General features: G+C 69.4%; 14 protein-coding genes. 8 read left to right on the top strand and 6 right to left on the bottom strand.

The features are described from left to right. Positions 1–82 precede the first annotated feature (82 nt). Positions 83–1,468, top strand: coding sequence for a glutamate-1-semialdehyde 2,1-aminomutase (gene hemL / locus JJJ14_RS01000; protein WP_442859493.1), 1,386 nt, complete (start codon positions 83–85; stop codon positions 1,466–1,468). Positions 1,469–1,677: 209 nt separating this feature from the next. Here the strand turns inward: hemL and JJJ14_RS00995 are convergent, their stop codons facing one another. Together JJJ14_RS00995 and JJJ14_RS00990 are read right to left on the bottom strand one after the other, a co-directional pair. Next, positions 1,678–2,619, bottom strand: a complete 942-nt coding sequence (locus tag JJJ14_RS00995; protein ID WP_020992009.1) for a macro domain-containing protein — start codon at positions 2,617–2,619, stop codon at positions 1,678–1,680. A gap of 139 nt (positions 2,620–2,758) precedes the next feature. Next, a complete protein-coding gene (locus JJJ14_RS00990) occupies positions 2,759–3,139 on the bottom strand; it encodes a thioredoxin family protein (protein ID WP_060956929.1) in 381 nt (126 codons plus the stop codon). A 513-nt stretch (positions 3,140–3,652) separates the two neighbouring features. Between JJJ14_RS00990 and JJJ14_RS00985 the strand changes: the two genes are divergently transcribed. From JJJ14_RS00985 to JJJ14_RS00965, 5 genes are all read left to right on the top strand, one after another. Continuing rightward, positions 3,653–4,627 carry a hypothetical protein gene (locus JJJ14_RS00985; RefSeq protein ID WP_201444439.1) on the top strand — a complete coding sequence of 325 codons (975 nt, stop codon included), beginning with the start codon at positions 3,653–3,655 and terminating at the stop codon, positions 4,625–4,627. A gap of 368 nt (positions 4,628–4,995) precedes the next feature. Next, on the top strand, positions 4,996–6,186 hold the full coding sequence (locus tag JJJ14_RS00980) for a Fic family protein (protein WP_201444438.1): 1,191 nt from the start codon (positions 4,996–4,998) through the stop codon (positions 6,184–6,186). Between the two features lie 421 nt (positions 6,187–6,607). Continuing rightward, a complete protein-coding gene (locus JJJ14_RS00975) occupies positions 6,608–7,390 on the top strand; it encodes a hypothetical protein (RefSeq protein WP_201444437.1) in 783 nt (260 codons plus the stop codon). A 10-nt stretch (positions 7,391–7,400) separates the two neighbouring features. Then, positions 7,401–8,195, top strand: coding sequence for a hypothetical protein (locus JJJ14_RS00970; RefSeq protein ID WP_201444436.1), 795 nt, complete (start codon positions 7,401–7,403; stop codon positions 8,193–8,195). A gap of 42 nt (positions 8,196–8,237) precedes the next feature. Beyond that, complete coding sequence (locus tag JJJ14_RS00965) at positions 8,238–8,990, top strand: potassium channel family protein (protein WP_201444435.1); 753 nt, start codon at positions 8,238–8,240, stop codon at positions 8,988–8,990. Positions 8,991–9,150: 160 nt separating this feature from the next. On the opposite strand, the gene JJJ14_RS00960 is transcribed toward JJJ14_RS00965, so the two are convergent. The 3 genes from JJJ14_RS00960 to JJJ14_RS00950 form a co-directional block, all read right to left on the bottom strand. Continuing rightward, positions 9,151–9,453: a type II toxin-antitoxin system RelE/ParE family toxin gene (locus tag JJJ14_RS00960; protein WP_233431600.1), complete on the bottom strand. Its 303-nt coding sequence runs from the start codon at positions 9,451–9,453 to the stop codon at positions 9,151–9,153. Positions 9,454–9,914: 461 nt separating this feature from the next. After that, positions 9,915–10,994: an aspartate-semialdehyde dehydrogenase gene (locus JJJ14_RS00955; protein ID WP_101558997.1), complete on the bottom strand. Its 1,080-nt coding sequence runs from the start codon at positions 10,992–10,994 to the stop codon at positions 9,915–9,917. Continuing rightward, the gene (locus JJJ14_RS00950) at positions 10,991–12,493 is read right to left on the bottom strand and encodes an aspartate kinase (protein ID WP_201444434.1); all 1,503 of its coding nucleotides are present in this window, start codon (positions 12,491–12,493) and stop codon (positions 10,991–10,993) included. Before JJJ14_RS00950 ends, JJJ14_RS00955 begins: the two co-directional genes overlap by 4 nt. Before the next feature lie 329 nt (positions 12,494–12,822). Here JJJ14_RS00950 and JJJ14_RS00945 point away from each other — a divergent pair, with 329 nt between their 5' ends. Beyond that, on the top strand, positions 12,823–13,767 hold the full coding sequence (locus JJJ14_RS00945) for an ABC transporter ATP-binding protein (RefSeq protein WP_201444433.1): 945 nt from the start codon (positions 12,823–12,825) through the stop codon (positions 13,765–13,767). After that, positions 13,764–14,852 (top strand): ABC transporter permease, encoded by a 1,089-nt coding sequence (locus JJJ14_RS00940; RefSeq protein WP_101559001.1) that lies wholly within the window; start codon positions 13,764–13,766, stop codon positions 14,850–14,852. The genes JJJ14_RS00945 and JJJ14_RS00940 overlap by 4 nt, the downstream gene beginning before the upstream one ends. Before the next feature lie 111 nt (positions 14,853–14,963). Here the strand turns inward: JJJ14_RS00940 and recR are convergent, their stop codons facing one another. Then, complete coding sequence (recR, locus tag JJJ14_RS00935) at positions 14,964–15,572, bottom strand: recombination mediator RecR (protein ID WP_003788101.1); 609 nt, start codon at positions 15,570–15,572, stop codon at positions 14,964–14,966.

Genomic DNA, 15,572 nt, shown 5'->3' with positions numbered 1-15,572 from the left:
GTTCATCGACAGGATCACCGTGACTCAGCAATCGCAGCCCGCAGGCCGGCCCTCCAGTGCCACCGCTTCGACCAACAACTCCCTGTTCGAGGCGGCTCGCGCCGTCATCCCCGGGGGCGTCGACTCCCCCGTGCGCGCCTTCGGCTCGGTGGGGGGCACGCCGCGGTTCATCGCCTCGGCGAGCGGTGCCCACGTCACCGACGCCGAGGGCCGCAGCTACGTGGACCTGGTGGGCTCGTGGGGCCCTGCGCTCCTGGGCCACGCCCACCCGGAGGTCGTCGCCGCGGTCCAGGCGGCCGCCGCCCGCGGCCTGTCCTTCGGCGCCCCCACGGCCACAGAGACGCTCCTGGCCGAGGAGGTGCGCCGTCGGGTGCCGGCCGCGCAGAAGGTGCGCTTCGTGTCCACCGGCACCGAGGCGACGATGACGGCCGTGCGCCTGGCCCGCGGGGCCACGGGCCGCGACCTGGTGGTGAAGTTCGCCGGCTGCTACCACGGGCACAGTGACGGCCTGCTCGCGGCGGCCGGCTCGGGCCTGGCCACCGGCGGCCTGCCGGGCAGCGCCGGCGTACCCGCGGCGGTGGCCGCCCAGACGATCGTCCTGCCCTACAACGACGTCGCCGCCCTGGAGGCCTGCTTCGCCGAGCGCGGCGGCGAGATCGCCGCGGTCATCACTGAGGGAGCCCCGGCCAACATGGGGATCGTGCCACCGGCGCCCGGCTTCAACGCCGCGATCCGCCGAGTGACCGCCGAGCACGGCGCGCTCATGATCCTCGATGAGGTCCTCACTGGCTTCCGTGTGGGTCCGGCCGGCTGGTGGGGCCTGGAGGCCGTCGACGGCTGGACCTCGGACCTGCCGGGCCTGGCCACTGAGCCCGCCGACGTCGCAGCCCCCTCCTGGCCGGGTGCCGACTGGCGCGAGCGCGCCGTCTGGGTGCCGGACCTGGTGACCTTCGGGAAGGTCGTGGGCGGCGGGATGCCGCTGGCCGCCGTCGGCGGGCGCACGGAGGTCATGGACCTGCTGGCGCCGGACGGCCCCGTCTACCAGGCGGGCACGCTCTCGGGGAATCCGCTGGCAACGGCGGCCGGCCTGGCCACGCTCCAGCTGGCCGACGACGCCGTCTACGCCTCGGTGGCCGAGCATGCCCGGACCATTGGCGAGGTGGTCTCGGCGGCCCTGACCGAGCAGGGCGTGCCCCACCGCGTACAGCGGGCGGGCTCGCTGTTCTCCTTCATGTTCGGGCAGCGGGCCGCCGAGCAGGGCGTGAGCGACTACGAGGCCGCTCGCGCCCAGGAGACTTGGCGCTACGGGCCCTTCTTCCACGCCTTCCTCGAGGCTGGGGTGGCCCTGCCGCCGTCGGTCTTCGAGGCCTGGTTCGTCTCGGCCGCGCACGGCGAGGCGGAGCTGGAGGCGATTGCGGCCGCGGCCCCGGAGGCCGCCCGCGCCGCGGCCCGGGCCCAGGCGAACTGACCGCCCTCCGTGGATCTGGTCCGACGCCGGAGCCCAGAACTGCCCACACTGCACGAGGTTGGGGACCTACTGGCCAGGGGTTGTGCGTTCTGCACGAACCCCCGCACCGCGTGGAGTACACCCACCTGTCGGCCAGTGGAGCACGACCCTCGTGCAGTGCGCCGCCTCAGGCGCACTGCGGACGGCGGGGCACGGCGGACCCCAGTCCCCTACGGCCGCCAGGGCGGCGGGGCGAGGGCGGCTTCGTAGGCGGCGACGTCGACGTCGGCGTTGAGGCTGATGACGATGCGCATCCGGGAGTCGGGGTGGGCCGCCAGCCAGCGGCCGATCGTCTCCAGGGTCACCAGCGCGGCCTGCCGCTTGGGGTAGCCGAAGACCCCCGTGGACAGCGAGCACAGGCCGACGCTGCCCAGCCCCGCGGCGTGCGCGACGTTGAGGACGCTCGTGTAGCACGAGGACAGCAGGCGCCGGTCGCGCAGGGTCGGCTTGCGCCCGTCCTCGATGACGGGCCCCACCGAGTGGATGACGTGCTGGGCCGGCAGGTGGTAGCCGCCGGTGAAGACGGCCCGGCCGGCGGGCTCCCCGCCCTGGCGACGGGTGGGGTCGAAAGTCTCCGCCCAGGTCATGTAGCGGGCGCACTCGGCGCGCAGGGCCGGCCCCGCGACGGCGTGGATGATGTTGTCGATGCAGCGGTGCCCGGGGGCGAAGCAGCCGAGCATCCCGGAGTTGGCGGCATTGAGGACGGCGCCGGCGCGCAGCCGGGTGAGGTCGCCGCGCCAGAAGGCCACGTTACGGCCGAGCAGGCCGGGAACGTGGTCGGTGATGGCCAGGGGCGGGATCTCGGTGGCGTCGACCATGCCGCGCTCGGCGGCCTCGGCCTCCAGGAGGGTGTCGAGGTCGGCGGCGATGTCCTCGGGCAGGGGAGCCGGGGGGCGGGCGGTGAGGAGGAAGTCGAGCATGGTGCGCAGCTCGTCGGGGTCGGTGGGGACCGTCGAGTCGATCCAGTCCGTGGCGCCCTCGGGGTCAGAACGCAGGAAGGCGTAGACGAGGTGGCGCACCAACGCGTCGCGGCCCGAGGCACCGACGGGGACCGCCCATCGGGCTCTGACAGCGTGGCTGACGTGGGACTCCAACTTCACGCGGGCCATCATAGGATATCAAAACGTAATGTTCTGCCCTTGGGTGGGCGAGCCGGGTAACAGACGACGACGTCGCCCAGAAACGGCGGGTTTCCGGGCGACGTCGGACGGCTGCAGGGGCCGGCAGGCGGCCCCGCGGTGGGTTGACCGATCAGGCCTGCGCGCCGGAGGCGGCCTCCTCCTCGGCGATCTTGGCCTTGAGCTCGTCCATGTCGAGCTCGCGCACCTGGGTGATGAGGGAGTCCAGCGCGGGGGCGGGCAGGGCGCCGGCCTCGCGGTAGACCAGCACATTGTCGCGGAAGACCATGAGCGTGGGGATCGAGGAGATGCCCAGGGCCCCGGCGAGGTCCTGCTCGGCCTCGGTGTCGACCTTGGCGAAGGTGATGTCCGGGTTGGCCTCGGAGGCCTTCTCGTAGATGGGGGCGAAGCGCATGCACGGACCGCACCAGGAGGCCCAGAAGTCGACGATGGTGATGCCCTCGCCGTGGATGGTGTCCTTGAACTCGGGGCCGGTGATGTTCTTGGTGGCCATGAGTGTTCCTTTCAAGACTGTGGAGACAGATGGGTTCCACTGCGGCCAACACGGCCGGGGCCCAACCTATTCCTGGGGCCGGCGATCCTTGTGACGGGGCCGCCCGGCCTCGCACCGGTACCGTCTCCCGTCTACCAGCACCACCCGCCCCATCACCTCCGGCCGATGCAGCACCCCTTCTGCCATTGCCGCCCGGCCTCCCACTGGCACCGCGCACCCTCCGATCACCACCGCCCACACTCTTGCCGGCACCACTCGACCTCGAGTCTCCTGCAGCCGGGGACATTCCACGCGGCCGGGTGCGCGCCTCCCCGGACGGGGACGCCCTGCGCGTCCGGGGACAGGATTCCGGTCCCCGACGGCGTCGAACGCCCCCGCCCGCACAGAAATGTCCCCGACGGCGTCGAATGCCAGCCGGGGTGAACGGTCCCCATGGGCGGCAGGCACCCACCGACCCCAGACTTGACTCGCCAGCCACAACCAACCCGCCGACAGTTTTCAGGAGGGCACCCCATGGCGATCTACCTCCGCACCTGCCCCACCACGAAGACCAGGATGCTCGGGTACCTGGGCGCCCTGGCCGCCGCCGGCATCGCGCTCCTCTACCCGTTAATCCTGCTCATGACCGCCTTTGCTCTGGGCGCCCTGGACGAGGCCGTCGACTACCCGGAGGGCAACGAATCGATAGCCGATGCCGCAACTGCGGTAGGCGCGACACCACTCATTTTCAGCTTCGTGCTGACCTCCGTCATCTTTGGAGCAACCTCCTGCTTCACGGGCACGGACCAGTGGCTCACCAAGAACTCAACCGTGACCCATCGCGATATCGCGTCGGCACGGTTCCTTCATGTCGCCCGGGACCCCAACAGCCGCGCCGTGGGCATGCTGTGGGCGATGCTCGCGGGCATGCTGGTGACGGCCTCCCCGTTCACCATGATGTCTATCCCGCACTCTCTGATCTACAGCGATTCCACTCAAGATCTGGCCGTGGGGGCCACCTGGATTCTCGGCCTGGCCCACATCGGCCTGTTCGTGGCACTGAAACGCGCTGCCGCACGCCGGCGGGCAAGCGCGGTACGCCTGAGAACGTACGGCATGGCGGTCGCGGACCCGAAGTCCTTCTCCCTCCCCCTGCCTTCCAGCCGTGGCAACCTCAGCATCCAAGAGGTCCCGGCGCACTTGGGTCGCGTGAAGGTCCAAGCCGTCTACGCCCCACCCGCCGGAGGTGCCGAGCCGGGGCGACCGGCCATCATCCCGCGGCTCGGCCTGACGGTGAGACCCTCCCGGCTCGACGACGCCCGCTCCCGGGTCGAGGCCCGGCTCGACGAGGTCTGGCGGGCCACTCAGCTGATACGAACCTCAATCGAGCAGGAGGAGGCAGCCGACGCACCGACATCGGAGGCTGAGACGAATCCGGCTCACCAGCCACCACATCAGGACGCGGACCCCGGTCACGACCCGTCCCAGACAGAGACCCTCCTCCCATGAGTGGTGCACCCATCGCTTGACCCCACCATCGCCGCCCGCACTTCTGCCGGCACCGTCCAACCTCCCGCCTCTTGCGGACGGGGACATTTCACGCGGCCGGGTGCGCACCGTTCCAGAGGGGGACACCCTGCGCGTCCGGGGACAGGATTCCGGTCCCCGACGGCGTCGAACACCCCCAACCGCAACGAAATGTCCCCGACGGCGTCGAATGCCCTCGCCCACAACGGAACCCCACAGCAGCAGTCACCGGCGCACAGCCCCACACATGGCGGTTTCCAGACACACACCCATCCACAATGTTCGACAAGTCATCAATGTATGCAATTCACCCTCTTTAGATGTCACACAACCACCAGTAGACTGACATCATGGACGTGAGCATGTTCGTCGACGACACCATGGGGGAGCTGGTCGACATCACTGGCTCCGACCCGGTGACCGGCAACTGGCAACACAAGGCCTTCGTCCCTACTCCACTCGGCTCCGACGAGCCACCCCTCAGCGGCGGCACCTACCGCATGGTGGCAGCAGCCGGCCGCGCACTGGCTGCCCTCGACGCCACGGCTCAGCAGCTGCCGAATCCCTACCTGCTGCGAACCCCCTCTCTACGGCGCGAAGCTCAGTCGACGTCGGCCCTGGAGGGCACATACGCCCCCCTTCGCGAGGTGCTCACCGCCGACGACGACGCCCCCGCGACCGCCGAGATGACGGAGATCCTCAACTACGTCCGCATGGCCAACAGCGGTTTTCTGTGGGCGCAGGAGGGGCGTCCCATCACCCTGTCGCTCGTTGAGGACCTTCAGGGCGAGCTCATGCGAGGCACTCCCCTGGAGTCCGCTTCAGGTCGCCTGCGCGACACCCAGGTCATGATCGGCCGCCGCCCCGGTGCGCACAGCACGGCCCCAATCCATGCAAGCCGGTTCGTTCCCGCACCGCCCGGGGATCCTCTTCGCGCCGGCATGCGAGCCCTCGTCGACTGGCTGCATCAGGACCACGCGGGAGACATCGACCCGGTCATCGCAGCGGGCATGGCCCACTACCAGTTCGAGACGCTTCACCCCTTCCGGGACGGCAACGGGCGCCTGGGGCGGTTCCTCATCGTGCTCACTCTCCTGAACTCGGGTGTTCTCAGCGAACCCACGCTGACGGTCTCGCCGTGGTTCGAGGAGCGTCGCGCCGAGTACTACGACGCGTTGTTGCGAGTCAGCACCCACGGCGACTGGGACACCTTCCTGACCTTCTTCTCCCAGGGGCTGGCCGCGGCGGCCACCAGCACTCGACACCAGATGCTCGCCCTGTCCGCTGCGCACCAGAGCCTCAAGGAGACGGTGCGCGCCTCCAGCCTGCGGTCCGCGCACGCTCTTGACCTTGTCGACTTCGCTGTCGCGAATCCGAGCTTCACGGTGCGTAAGGTCGAGGCGGCCCTCGGCATCTCGTACGGGCGAGCCAATGGCCTGGTTGCCCAACTGACCGACATCGGGGTACTCGACGTCGTCGAGACCGGCTCGCAGCCTCGCCGCTTCGCCGCCCCTGCTGTCCTGAAGGTCCTGCTCGCCTGAGCCCGCCCCGCCCCGCCTTCCAAGACGGCCGGGGACATTTCTGCGCGCCCGGGGACAGGAATCCGGTCCCCGGCCGCGCAGAAATGTCCCCGGCCGCGCAGAAATGTCCCCGGCCGCGCAGAAATGTCCCCGACGGCGTAGAACGCCCCCACACCGGGAGAGTGACCCCATGTGCGGGTGATACCTACCGGCCCTACGACGCCTGCCGCCACACCACAGAGCCCTGCCCCCTCGTGCGCCGGCACAGGCAACCGGCCTGACGTCACCACATTCCTCTATTCGGCGGACTCCAACCGCCGACGCGGACAATTTTCTTCACTACACTTCCCGACGACGCACCACCCAGATCGAGCCACAGCGCCGCCGCACCCCGGCAACACGCCGGGCACCTCCCAAGCCTTGAGAAGAGCAGCATCGCCACATGAATGAGATCAAACCGTTCCGACCACTGCAGGCACCGGTAGCAATTGCCCTCAGCGCCTTCGCCATCATCGCACTCGCGGAACTGCATAGCCTCAACCCTGAATCCGACTCATTTCCATCCAACTCATTCGCCGCCTTAACCGCCATTGTATTCTGGATAATCTCCGCAGGGGTGGCCGCCTATAATTCCCCGCAAGCACAAGGGGCCACAAGCGCAGTATTCACTGTCGCCGCCCTCATGGACGAGCTCATGCCAGCAGACAGCGAACAAAAACGGAGCGTTCTCTCGCAGATCTCTCCCATCCTGTGGATCCTGGCTGGAATCATGTGCGGATCGGCCGCGGCAACATGCACCACCATCAGCCGCACGAGCAAGCATCACTCAACTCTCAGCATCACGGACCAGCTCCTCGGGAGAATCGCGGTCGCAGTACTTGCCAGCCTCCTGGCGTCCGCACCACTCGTGAGCACCTCACCCTCTCGCTTATGGGCGACACCCGGACAGACCAGCATATCTATTATCACATTCCTCTGCGGTTTCGTGATGACTGCATTTGCCGGACTATCGCCCTTCATTCCCCCGATCTATCTGGTCGTCACCCTTATCCGCTACTACACCTTCGACAACACAGAGGCGGCGGGTAACTACCTGGCCGACATTCTCCCCATCCCGCTTCTCGCCATCTCCTCCACAGCCGGACTGCTCACCATGTACCACTACAAGAAGCCACGACCAATCACGTCGAGGCAAGCCACAGACTCTCACACTTCATCACACTAAGAGGATACTCATGAATAATGAAATCTCTTTTCAGCAGTTACGTGCACCCATCGCCGTGGCGCTCACAGTGATCCTCAACTCGATGTTCGCCCTACCCTCGGATGCGCGCCTGACAGATCTTTCCAAGGTTGAGAGTCCGCTCATCCTCGCCTCGATCCTGTTTATTTTCCCTCTGGCGATATGGAATCATCCGCCCAGCCTGGCGGCTTCAGGAACGACCCTGCTGATCCTGAGCCTCCTGGCGCATTCCCACAGAGGCACGTACGGGGACTTCGAACACGCCGCCAGGCCTCTGTGGTTCACCACCGGCCTGCTCCTGGGAGCGGCGCTCGCCTTCGTCGCCAGAAAGCACGTACGCTCGACCCTCTCGCAGGTATCCGGATGGAGGTACATCCTCCACCCCGCACGACTCACTGAGGCGATCGTCGGAATCAGCACCATCCTCGTTCTTTTTAGGCCCTCAAACCCACAGTTCATCCACGTCGAGCACGCCGACACTGCCACCAGTGAGGGCTCCCTGCTCTTCTGGTTCGCCGCGGGGGTATTCATTACCCTGTTGGCCGCCATCTCCCCGACGGCGACGACCATCTGCCTGGCTGCCATCGTCTGGTTTCACGGCGTCAACGATTACAGCGCGTTTCCCACCACCGGCACCGTTTCCATCCTGTTTATCCTTGTGCTGGTGAGCATCAGCCCTCTGTTCGTCCTTCACGATCTCCCAGCGCGGGAGACCGAGGATTCCGGCACCGGGGTCGACAACACCGGCGTCGACGGCCCCGGCCGCGCAGAAATGCCCCACCGGTGAGGGCGCCCCGATTTTATCCCAACCACCGTCTACCATCGGAGCATGCCGAATGACATCAGCCCGGGCACTCGGCTGCGGGCGTGGGAGCGGGCCGCGGAGTGGCCGCTGGCCGGCGCCGCCGTCGTCTTCCTGGGCGCCTATGCCTGGGAGGTACTCACCAACGCGCAGGGCGGCGCCAAGGTGGCGGCCGAGCTTGTGATCGGCGCCGTCTGGGCACTGTTCGGCCTCGACTATCTTGTCCGCCTGGTCCTGGCGCCGAGCCGGGGCCGCTGGTTTCTCCGCCACCTGCCCGACCTGGCGATCATTGTCCTGCCGATCCTGCGGCCGCTCAGGCTCCTGCGCCTGGTGACGCTTGTGAGCATCATGCAGCGCAGCGCCGGCACCGCGCTGCGCGGGCGCATCACCCTGTACACGGCCGGCAGTGCCGCCCTGCTCGTCTTCACCTCGGCACTGGCCGCACTGGATGCGGAGCGTCATGAGCCGGGCTCCTCGATCCAGTCCTTCGGCCAGGCCCTGTGGTGGGCGCTGACGACGATCACCACCGTCGGCTACGGCGACACCTTCCCGCTCTCCACGCAGGGGCGCTTCATCGCGGCGCTGCTCATGATCGGTGGGGTGGCACTGGCCGGCGTCGTCACGGCGACCCTGGCCTCGTGGATCGTCTCGCTGGTCGAGGAGGAGAACGCCGAGCAGGAGGCCGCGACGCGGGCGCAGGTGGCAGCCCTGCAGCAGCAGGTCAGCGAGCTGAGCGAGCGTATCGACCGTCTTCTGGAGGAACGCGGCTTGGGACGCTGACGGTGTGCCTCCCCCGGTCCGACGTCGGCCCCACTGACCGCGCAGACACCGAACCGAGCCGGGCATCTCTCGCGGAGGACAACAGAATTTCTGTCCGGCTACGCGAAAGATGCCCGGCTCGGCGCGGAGGGCTACGCCGCACACAGATTCGCAAGCTCAGTCATTCATCGTCGGCACGCAGAAGCGGACCATAGTCGCGCCCGCCGTAGTAGACGCCGATGATCTCAATCATCTCATCGGTGATGGCGAAAGCGATGACAGCACGTCGGCGAAACCCGATGGTGCGCAGGCCGGGGCGGATGTCGTCGCGAGCGCGACCAACCATTGGGAAGTCGGCCAACGCATCGCACCGGTCCATCAGCGCGGTCACGTAGGCCTCGGCGCGATCAGGGAAGCCCGACTCGTGTGCGATCCAGTCGTAGAGATCGGTCAGATCACGCTGCGCCTGCGGAGAGTATCCCACACGCCGGGTCACAGATCGCCCTCACGCCTCGGAGGTCCGGCGGGAGTGATGGGCCGCGATGTGGGCACGCACCTGCGAGGCATTCAGGGCCAACGAGGGATCAGCCCTCAGCTCGTCATACGCCGGCGCCACATCGCCGCGCAGCCAGGCATCAACGGCCTCCTCACGGGCGAACAGCTCCCGGAGTCCATCAGTGACTGCCTCACTGCGGTCGGTGTAAGCACCCGATGCGACGCGCTGCTCCAACTCGTCCGCCAGATGAGTTGGCAGAGTGACACTCACTTGTCTGCTCACAGGACACCTCCTCTCCTCTGATGGACGGGACTCTACACCGGGCTCCTGGGAAGATCGGCGGCCGCACTGACCGCGCAGACACCGAGCCGGGCACTTCTCGCGCAGCCCGACCGAAATTCGGTCGCCTCACGCGAAGAGTGCCCGGCTCGGCGAAAGAGAAGACCCAGTCAGCCCCGCAGCTCGGCGGCCACCAGCTCGGCGAGCTCGACGGCGTTGAGGGCCGCGCCCTTGCGCAGGTTGTCCCCGACGGCGAAGAACTGCAGGCCGTGGCCCGGCGCGAAGGCCTGGTCGGCGCGCAGACGCCCCACGAAGGTGCCGTCGCGGCCGGCGCCCTTGAGGGGGCTGGGCACGTCCTCGTAGGTGACGCCGGGCGCCGCCTCCAGCAGCTCGCGGGCGCGCTCGACGCTGATCTCGCGCTCGAACTCGGCGTTGATGCTGAGCCCGTGGCCGGAGAACACCGGGATGCGCACGCAGGTGCCGGAGACCAGCAGGTCCGGGATCCCCAGGATCTTGCGGGACTCGTTGCGCAGCTTCTGCTCCTCGTCGGTCTCACCGGAGCCGTCACCGGCGTCGCCGCCGGCCCAGGCCACGGCGTTGAAGGCGATGGTGTCGACGTAGACCTCCGGCGCGGGGAACTCGACGGCCCGTCCGTCCAGGGCCAGGCCCTCCATGTCCTCGTTTACGACGGCGCGCACCTGCCCGGCCAGCTCGGCCACCCCGGCCCGCCCCGAGCCGGAGACGGCCTGGTAGGTGGAGACGATGAGGCGGATGAGCCCGGCCTCCTCGTGCAGCACCTTGAGGGCCGGCATGGCCGCCATGGTGGTGCAGTTGGGGTTGGCGATGATGCCCTTGGGGCGCTCGCGCAGCGCGTGCGGGTTGACCTCGCTGACCACGAGCGGCACCTCGGGGTCCTTGCGCCAGGCCGAGGAGTTATCGACGACGACGGCCCCGGCTGCGGCGAAACGCGGGGCGTGCTCGCGCGAGGCCGCGCCCCCAGCGGAGAAGATGGCGACGTCGATGCCGCTCAGGTCCGCGGTGGCGACGTCCTCGACCTCAACCTGGGCGCCGCGGAAGTCCACGACGGTCCCGGCGCTGCGGGCCGAGGAGAAGAAGCGCACCGAGCGGGCGGGGAAGTCGCGCTCGGCCAGCATGGCGCGCATGACGCGGCCCACCTGGCCGGTGGCCCCCACGACGGCGACGCAGACGCCGTCGGCCACTCCGGTGTAGGTGTTCACGGGATTGCTCATCGTCCGGTCCCTCCGTAGACGACCGCCTCGGCGGCCTGGGCGTCGAGGCCGAAGGCGGAGTGGACGGCGCGCACGGCCTCGTCGAGTACGGCGTCGTCGACCACCACCGAGATGCGGATCTCGGAGGTGGAGATCATGTGGATGTTGACCCCGGCCTCGCTCAGCGAGCCGAACAGGCGCGCGGAGACCCCCGGGTTGGAGCGCATGCCGGCCCCCACCAGGGACAGGATGCCGATGTCGGGGTTGAAGTGCAGGCTTCGGAAGCCCAGCTCCTCGCGGGCGGCCTCGAGGGCCTCGCGGGCGGCGGCGGAGTCGCCGTCGGGGCAGGTGAAGGAGATGTTGGTCAGGCCCGTCCCCTCGGCGGAGACGTCCTGGACGATCATGTCGATGTTGGCGTCGGTGCCGGCCACGATCGCGAAGATGCGGGCGGCGGCGCCGGGGACGTCGGGCACGCCCACGAGCGTGATCTTGTCCTGGCTGCGGTCGTGGGCGATTCCGGAGATGACGGGGGCTTCCACGTGGTCCTCCTTGGCGGTCGGGCGGGGGCGGGCCTGGGCCCGTGCCGCGATGGCATTGCGGTGCGCGGTGTCGACGACGGAGGCCGAGGGCCCCTCGTCGAGCCCGGCGGGGTCTGAGGGCGAGGCCGAGGCGGCTCCCGCGGCCTGCGAGGAGGCCGGGCTCGCGGCGCTCGGGGCGCTGTCGGTGTCGGCGGCGACGACGTCGTCGAGCTGGGCGGCCACGACCGAGGGCACGAAGGCGCCCTCGCGGCGGCCGTCGTAGATCCAGGTCCCGGTCTTGTCGGAGAAGGAGGAGCGCACGTGCAGGGGCACCCCGAACCGGCGGGCGTACTCCACGGCGCGCAGGTGGAGGATCTTGGCGCCGTGGGCGGCCAGCTCCAGGGTCTCCTCGCTGGAGAGGGACTCGATGCGCTTGGCGGTGGGGACGATGCGGGGGTCGGCGGTGAACAGGCCGTCGACGTCGGTGTAGATCTCGCAGACGTCGGCGTTGAGGGCCGCGGCCAGGGCGACCGCGGTCGTGTCGGAGCCGCCGCGGCCCAGGGTGGTGGTGTCCTCGACCTCGTTGATCCCCTGGAAGCCGGCGACGATGGCGACCGAGCCGGTCTGGATGGAGCGGGCCACACGCTCGGGCAGCACGCCGACGATGGAGGCCTTGCCGTACTTGGAGTCGGTGAGGACCCCGGCCTGGGCGCCGGTGTAGGCGCGCGCCGGGACGCCGAGCTCGGAGACGGCCATGGCGAGCAGGGCCACGGAGATGCGCTCACCGGCGGACAGCAGGATGTCCATCTCGCGGGCGGGGGCGTCGGTGGTCAGGGCGGCGGCCTGGTCGAGGAGCTCATCGGTCGTGTCCCCCATCGCGGAGACGACAACGACGACCGTGTTACCGGCCTCGCGGGTGGCGACAATGCGCCGGGCGACGCGCCGCATCGCGTCGACGTCGCTGACGGACGAGCCGCCGTACTTCTGGACGACCAGTGCCATAAGGCGCTCCTCGGGTCCTGGAATCAGTGCGTGTCTAGCATCAGGTGCTCCGCGCCGGTGCGGGCGTCCTGGCAGGGGCTTCCGGAGGTGGAGCCGTCGCCGTGCGGCGCCCACGACGACGTGGCTGGGGTCAAGCATACGGTGCGCCATGTTGCCTGCACATCACGCGGCCCGCAGCCCTCGCCCCGCACGCCCTGCGACCACACTTCGACCGATTCTTCAGAATCGACCCGGAGCCGCGTCGTTTCTGAAGTTTTGGTCGAAGTGTCGACGTGAGGCGGGCCCGGCTTCCACCCACCGGCCCCGCGCCGACGACGTAGCCTGGCCGCATGAGCATTGAAGTCTCCCAGCTCACGCGTTTCTTCGGTCAGGCACCGGCGGTGCACCAGCTGGACATATCGGTGCCCAGCGGCGCCGTCACCGGCCTGGTCGGCCCCAACGGCGCCGGTAAGACCACACTGCTGCTCATGCTTGCGGCCCTCCTGGCCCCGGACCACGGGACGATCCGGGTGGCGGGCCTGGACCCGGTGACCCAGCCGCGCGAGGTCCATCGCGCCGTGGGCTGGATGCCCGACGCCTTCGGCACCTGGGACTCCCTGACCTGCACTGAGATCCTCCTGACCTTCGCCGCCGCCCAGGGTATGGACGCCGACGCCGCCCGCCCCCGGGCCGTCGAGATGCTCTCCCTGGTCCACCTCAAGGAGATGGCGCGCACACCCGCCCGGGTCCTGTCCCGCGGCCAGAAGCAGCGCCTGGGCCTGGCCCGCGCCCTCATCCACGCCCCCAAGGTCCTGCTCCTGGACGAGCCGGCCGCCGGCATGGACCCGCGTTCGCGCGCCGACCTGCGCGTCCTGCTGCGCGACCTGGCCTCGGGCGGCACCACGATCCTGCTCTCCAGCCACATCCTGACGGAGATGGAGGAGATGGTCGACGGCGTCGTCTTCATGTCCCACGGGACCGCCGTCGCCTCGCCGCCGGGGTGGGGTCCGGCGCCCGGCCAGGCGGGCTCGGACACCGCCGCCCCGCTTCCGATGCAGCGGACCTGGCGGATGCGGGCCCTGGACGCCGGGCGACTGGGCCAGTGGACACGCTCCGCACAGCTGCCCGTCACAGCGGAGGAGGACGGCGCCGTGCGCCTCCCGGTCGCCGACGACGCGGCCGCGGCCCGCCTGCTGCGAGGGGCCGTTGAGGCCGGGGTGGAGGTCGTCTCCTTCGCCCCGCTGTCCGGAACCCTGGAGGAGACCTACCTGGCTCTGGAAGGAGAACGCCGATGACCTGGACCGGTGTGCGCACCATCATGGTGCTCGAGCTGCGTCAGCGGGTGAGGGCCACGCGCTGGCGCATCATGCTGGGGATCTGGCTGACGGTCCTCATCCTTCTGTGCGGTGGGCTGGTGATCGCCATCGAGACCACGAGCTCCACAGGCCCGTCCAACGACTATCTTCTGACGCTCTACGACATCGTCGTCTGCTTCGTGCTGGGGATCGGGCTCATCGTCGCTCCCACGCTGTCGGCGACCTCCATCAACGGTGACCGGGCCGACGCGACCCTGGCGCTACTGCAGGCCACGGCACTGCGCAGCCAGGAGATCGTCGTCGGCAAGCTGCTGGCGGCCTGGGTGGCCGCGATCGCCTTCCTGGGGGTGGCAGTGCCCTTCCTCATCGGCTTGACGGTCGCGGGTGGTTCGCACTGGCAGGCCCTCCTCGCCCACCTGGTCGTCCTCGTCTTCACCCTGGGGGCGGTGTGCGCCATCGGCCTGGGCTTCTCGGCGCTGGCGGCGCGGCCCTCGGCCTCGGCGGTCCTGACCTACCTCGTGGTGGCCGCCCTCGTCGTCGGGACTCCACTGTTCATGGCCATCAGCTCGCCCCTGGCGGTCGGCAACCAGACACTGGTGACCTACAGCCTGGACTACGACAAATCCACCAACGGCACGCTCGTGTGCAAGACCGACCCCGAGGTCTCGGTCGAGGAGGTCACCCACACCGATCGGATCTGGTGGATGCTGGCCCCCAACCCCTTCATCATCCTGGGGGACGCCACCGCCCACGCGCCCCGTCGGCTCGACGGCTGGGGCCACCGCAGCAGCTACTCCCCGCTGGAGGCCACGGGTTCGTGGACTGACGAGCTGCGCGACCCCAAGCCCGATCGGGTCGTCAGCAACTTCTGTGACAACTGGAAGGACTCCTCCGACGCTCCTTCCAGCAGGCGCGACAGCGGGGCTCCCGTGGCCAAGCACCTGGTCTTCTGGCCCGTGAGCCTCGTGGTGCTCATGGCTCTGGGGGCCGGCGGCGTGGTGACGGCCAGTAGACGTCTGCGCGTCCCGGCCGGCCGACTGCCGCGCGGCGTGCGCCTGGCCTGACCCTCCCGCCCTGACCCGGCCGGGCATTCTTCGCGCAGCCCTCCCGACACTCTGTTGGCGGCGGTGAAAGATGCCCGGCTCGGCGCGAGCAGCAAACGAGCGGAGGGGCGGTCAGTCCTCGACGCGGCGTCGGCCCTCGAAGGCCCGCCCGAGGGTGACCTCGTCGGCGTACTCCAGGTCGGCGCCCACGGGCAGGCCGGAGGCGAGGCGCGAGACAGGCACAGCCATGGTGCGCAGCATGCGGGTGAGGTAGGCGGCGGTCGCCTCGCCGACAACGTCGGGGTCGGTGGCCAGGATGACCTCCTCGACCTCGCCGTCTCCCAGGCGGCTGAAGAGCTCGCGCACGCGCAGGTCGTCGGGGCCGACGCCGTTGATGGGGTCGATGGCGCCGCCGAGCACGTGGTAGAGCCCCCGGTACTCGCGGGTGCGCTCGATGGCGACGACGTCCTTGGGCTCCTCGACGACGCAGATGACGCGCTGGTCGCGGCGGGGGTCGCGGCAGATGGCGCACTGGGGGGCCTCGGCGATGTTGCCGCAGGTCTCGCAGAAGCGGACCTTGGCCTTGACGGCGCGCAGGGCCTCGATGAGGCGCTCGACGGCGGCCGCGTCGGCGGCGAGCACATGGAAGGCCATGCGCTGGGCGGACTTGGGGCCGATACCGGGCAGCTCGCCGAACTCGTCGATGAGGTCCTGGACGGCGCCTTCGTAGACGGCGGGCAT

It is taken from the genome of Actinomyces sp. HMT 175 (assembly GCF_016694895.1).
GTDB lineage: Bacteria > Actinomycetota > Actinomycetes > Actinomycetales > Actinomycetaceae > Actinomyces > Actinomyces oris.
This window is presented reverse-complemented; position numbering and strand designations above follow the sequence as displayed.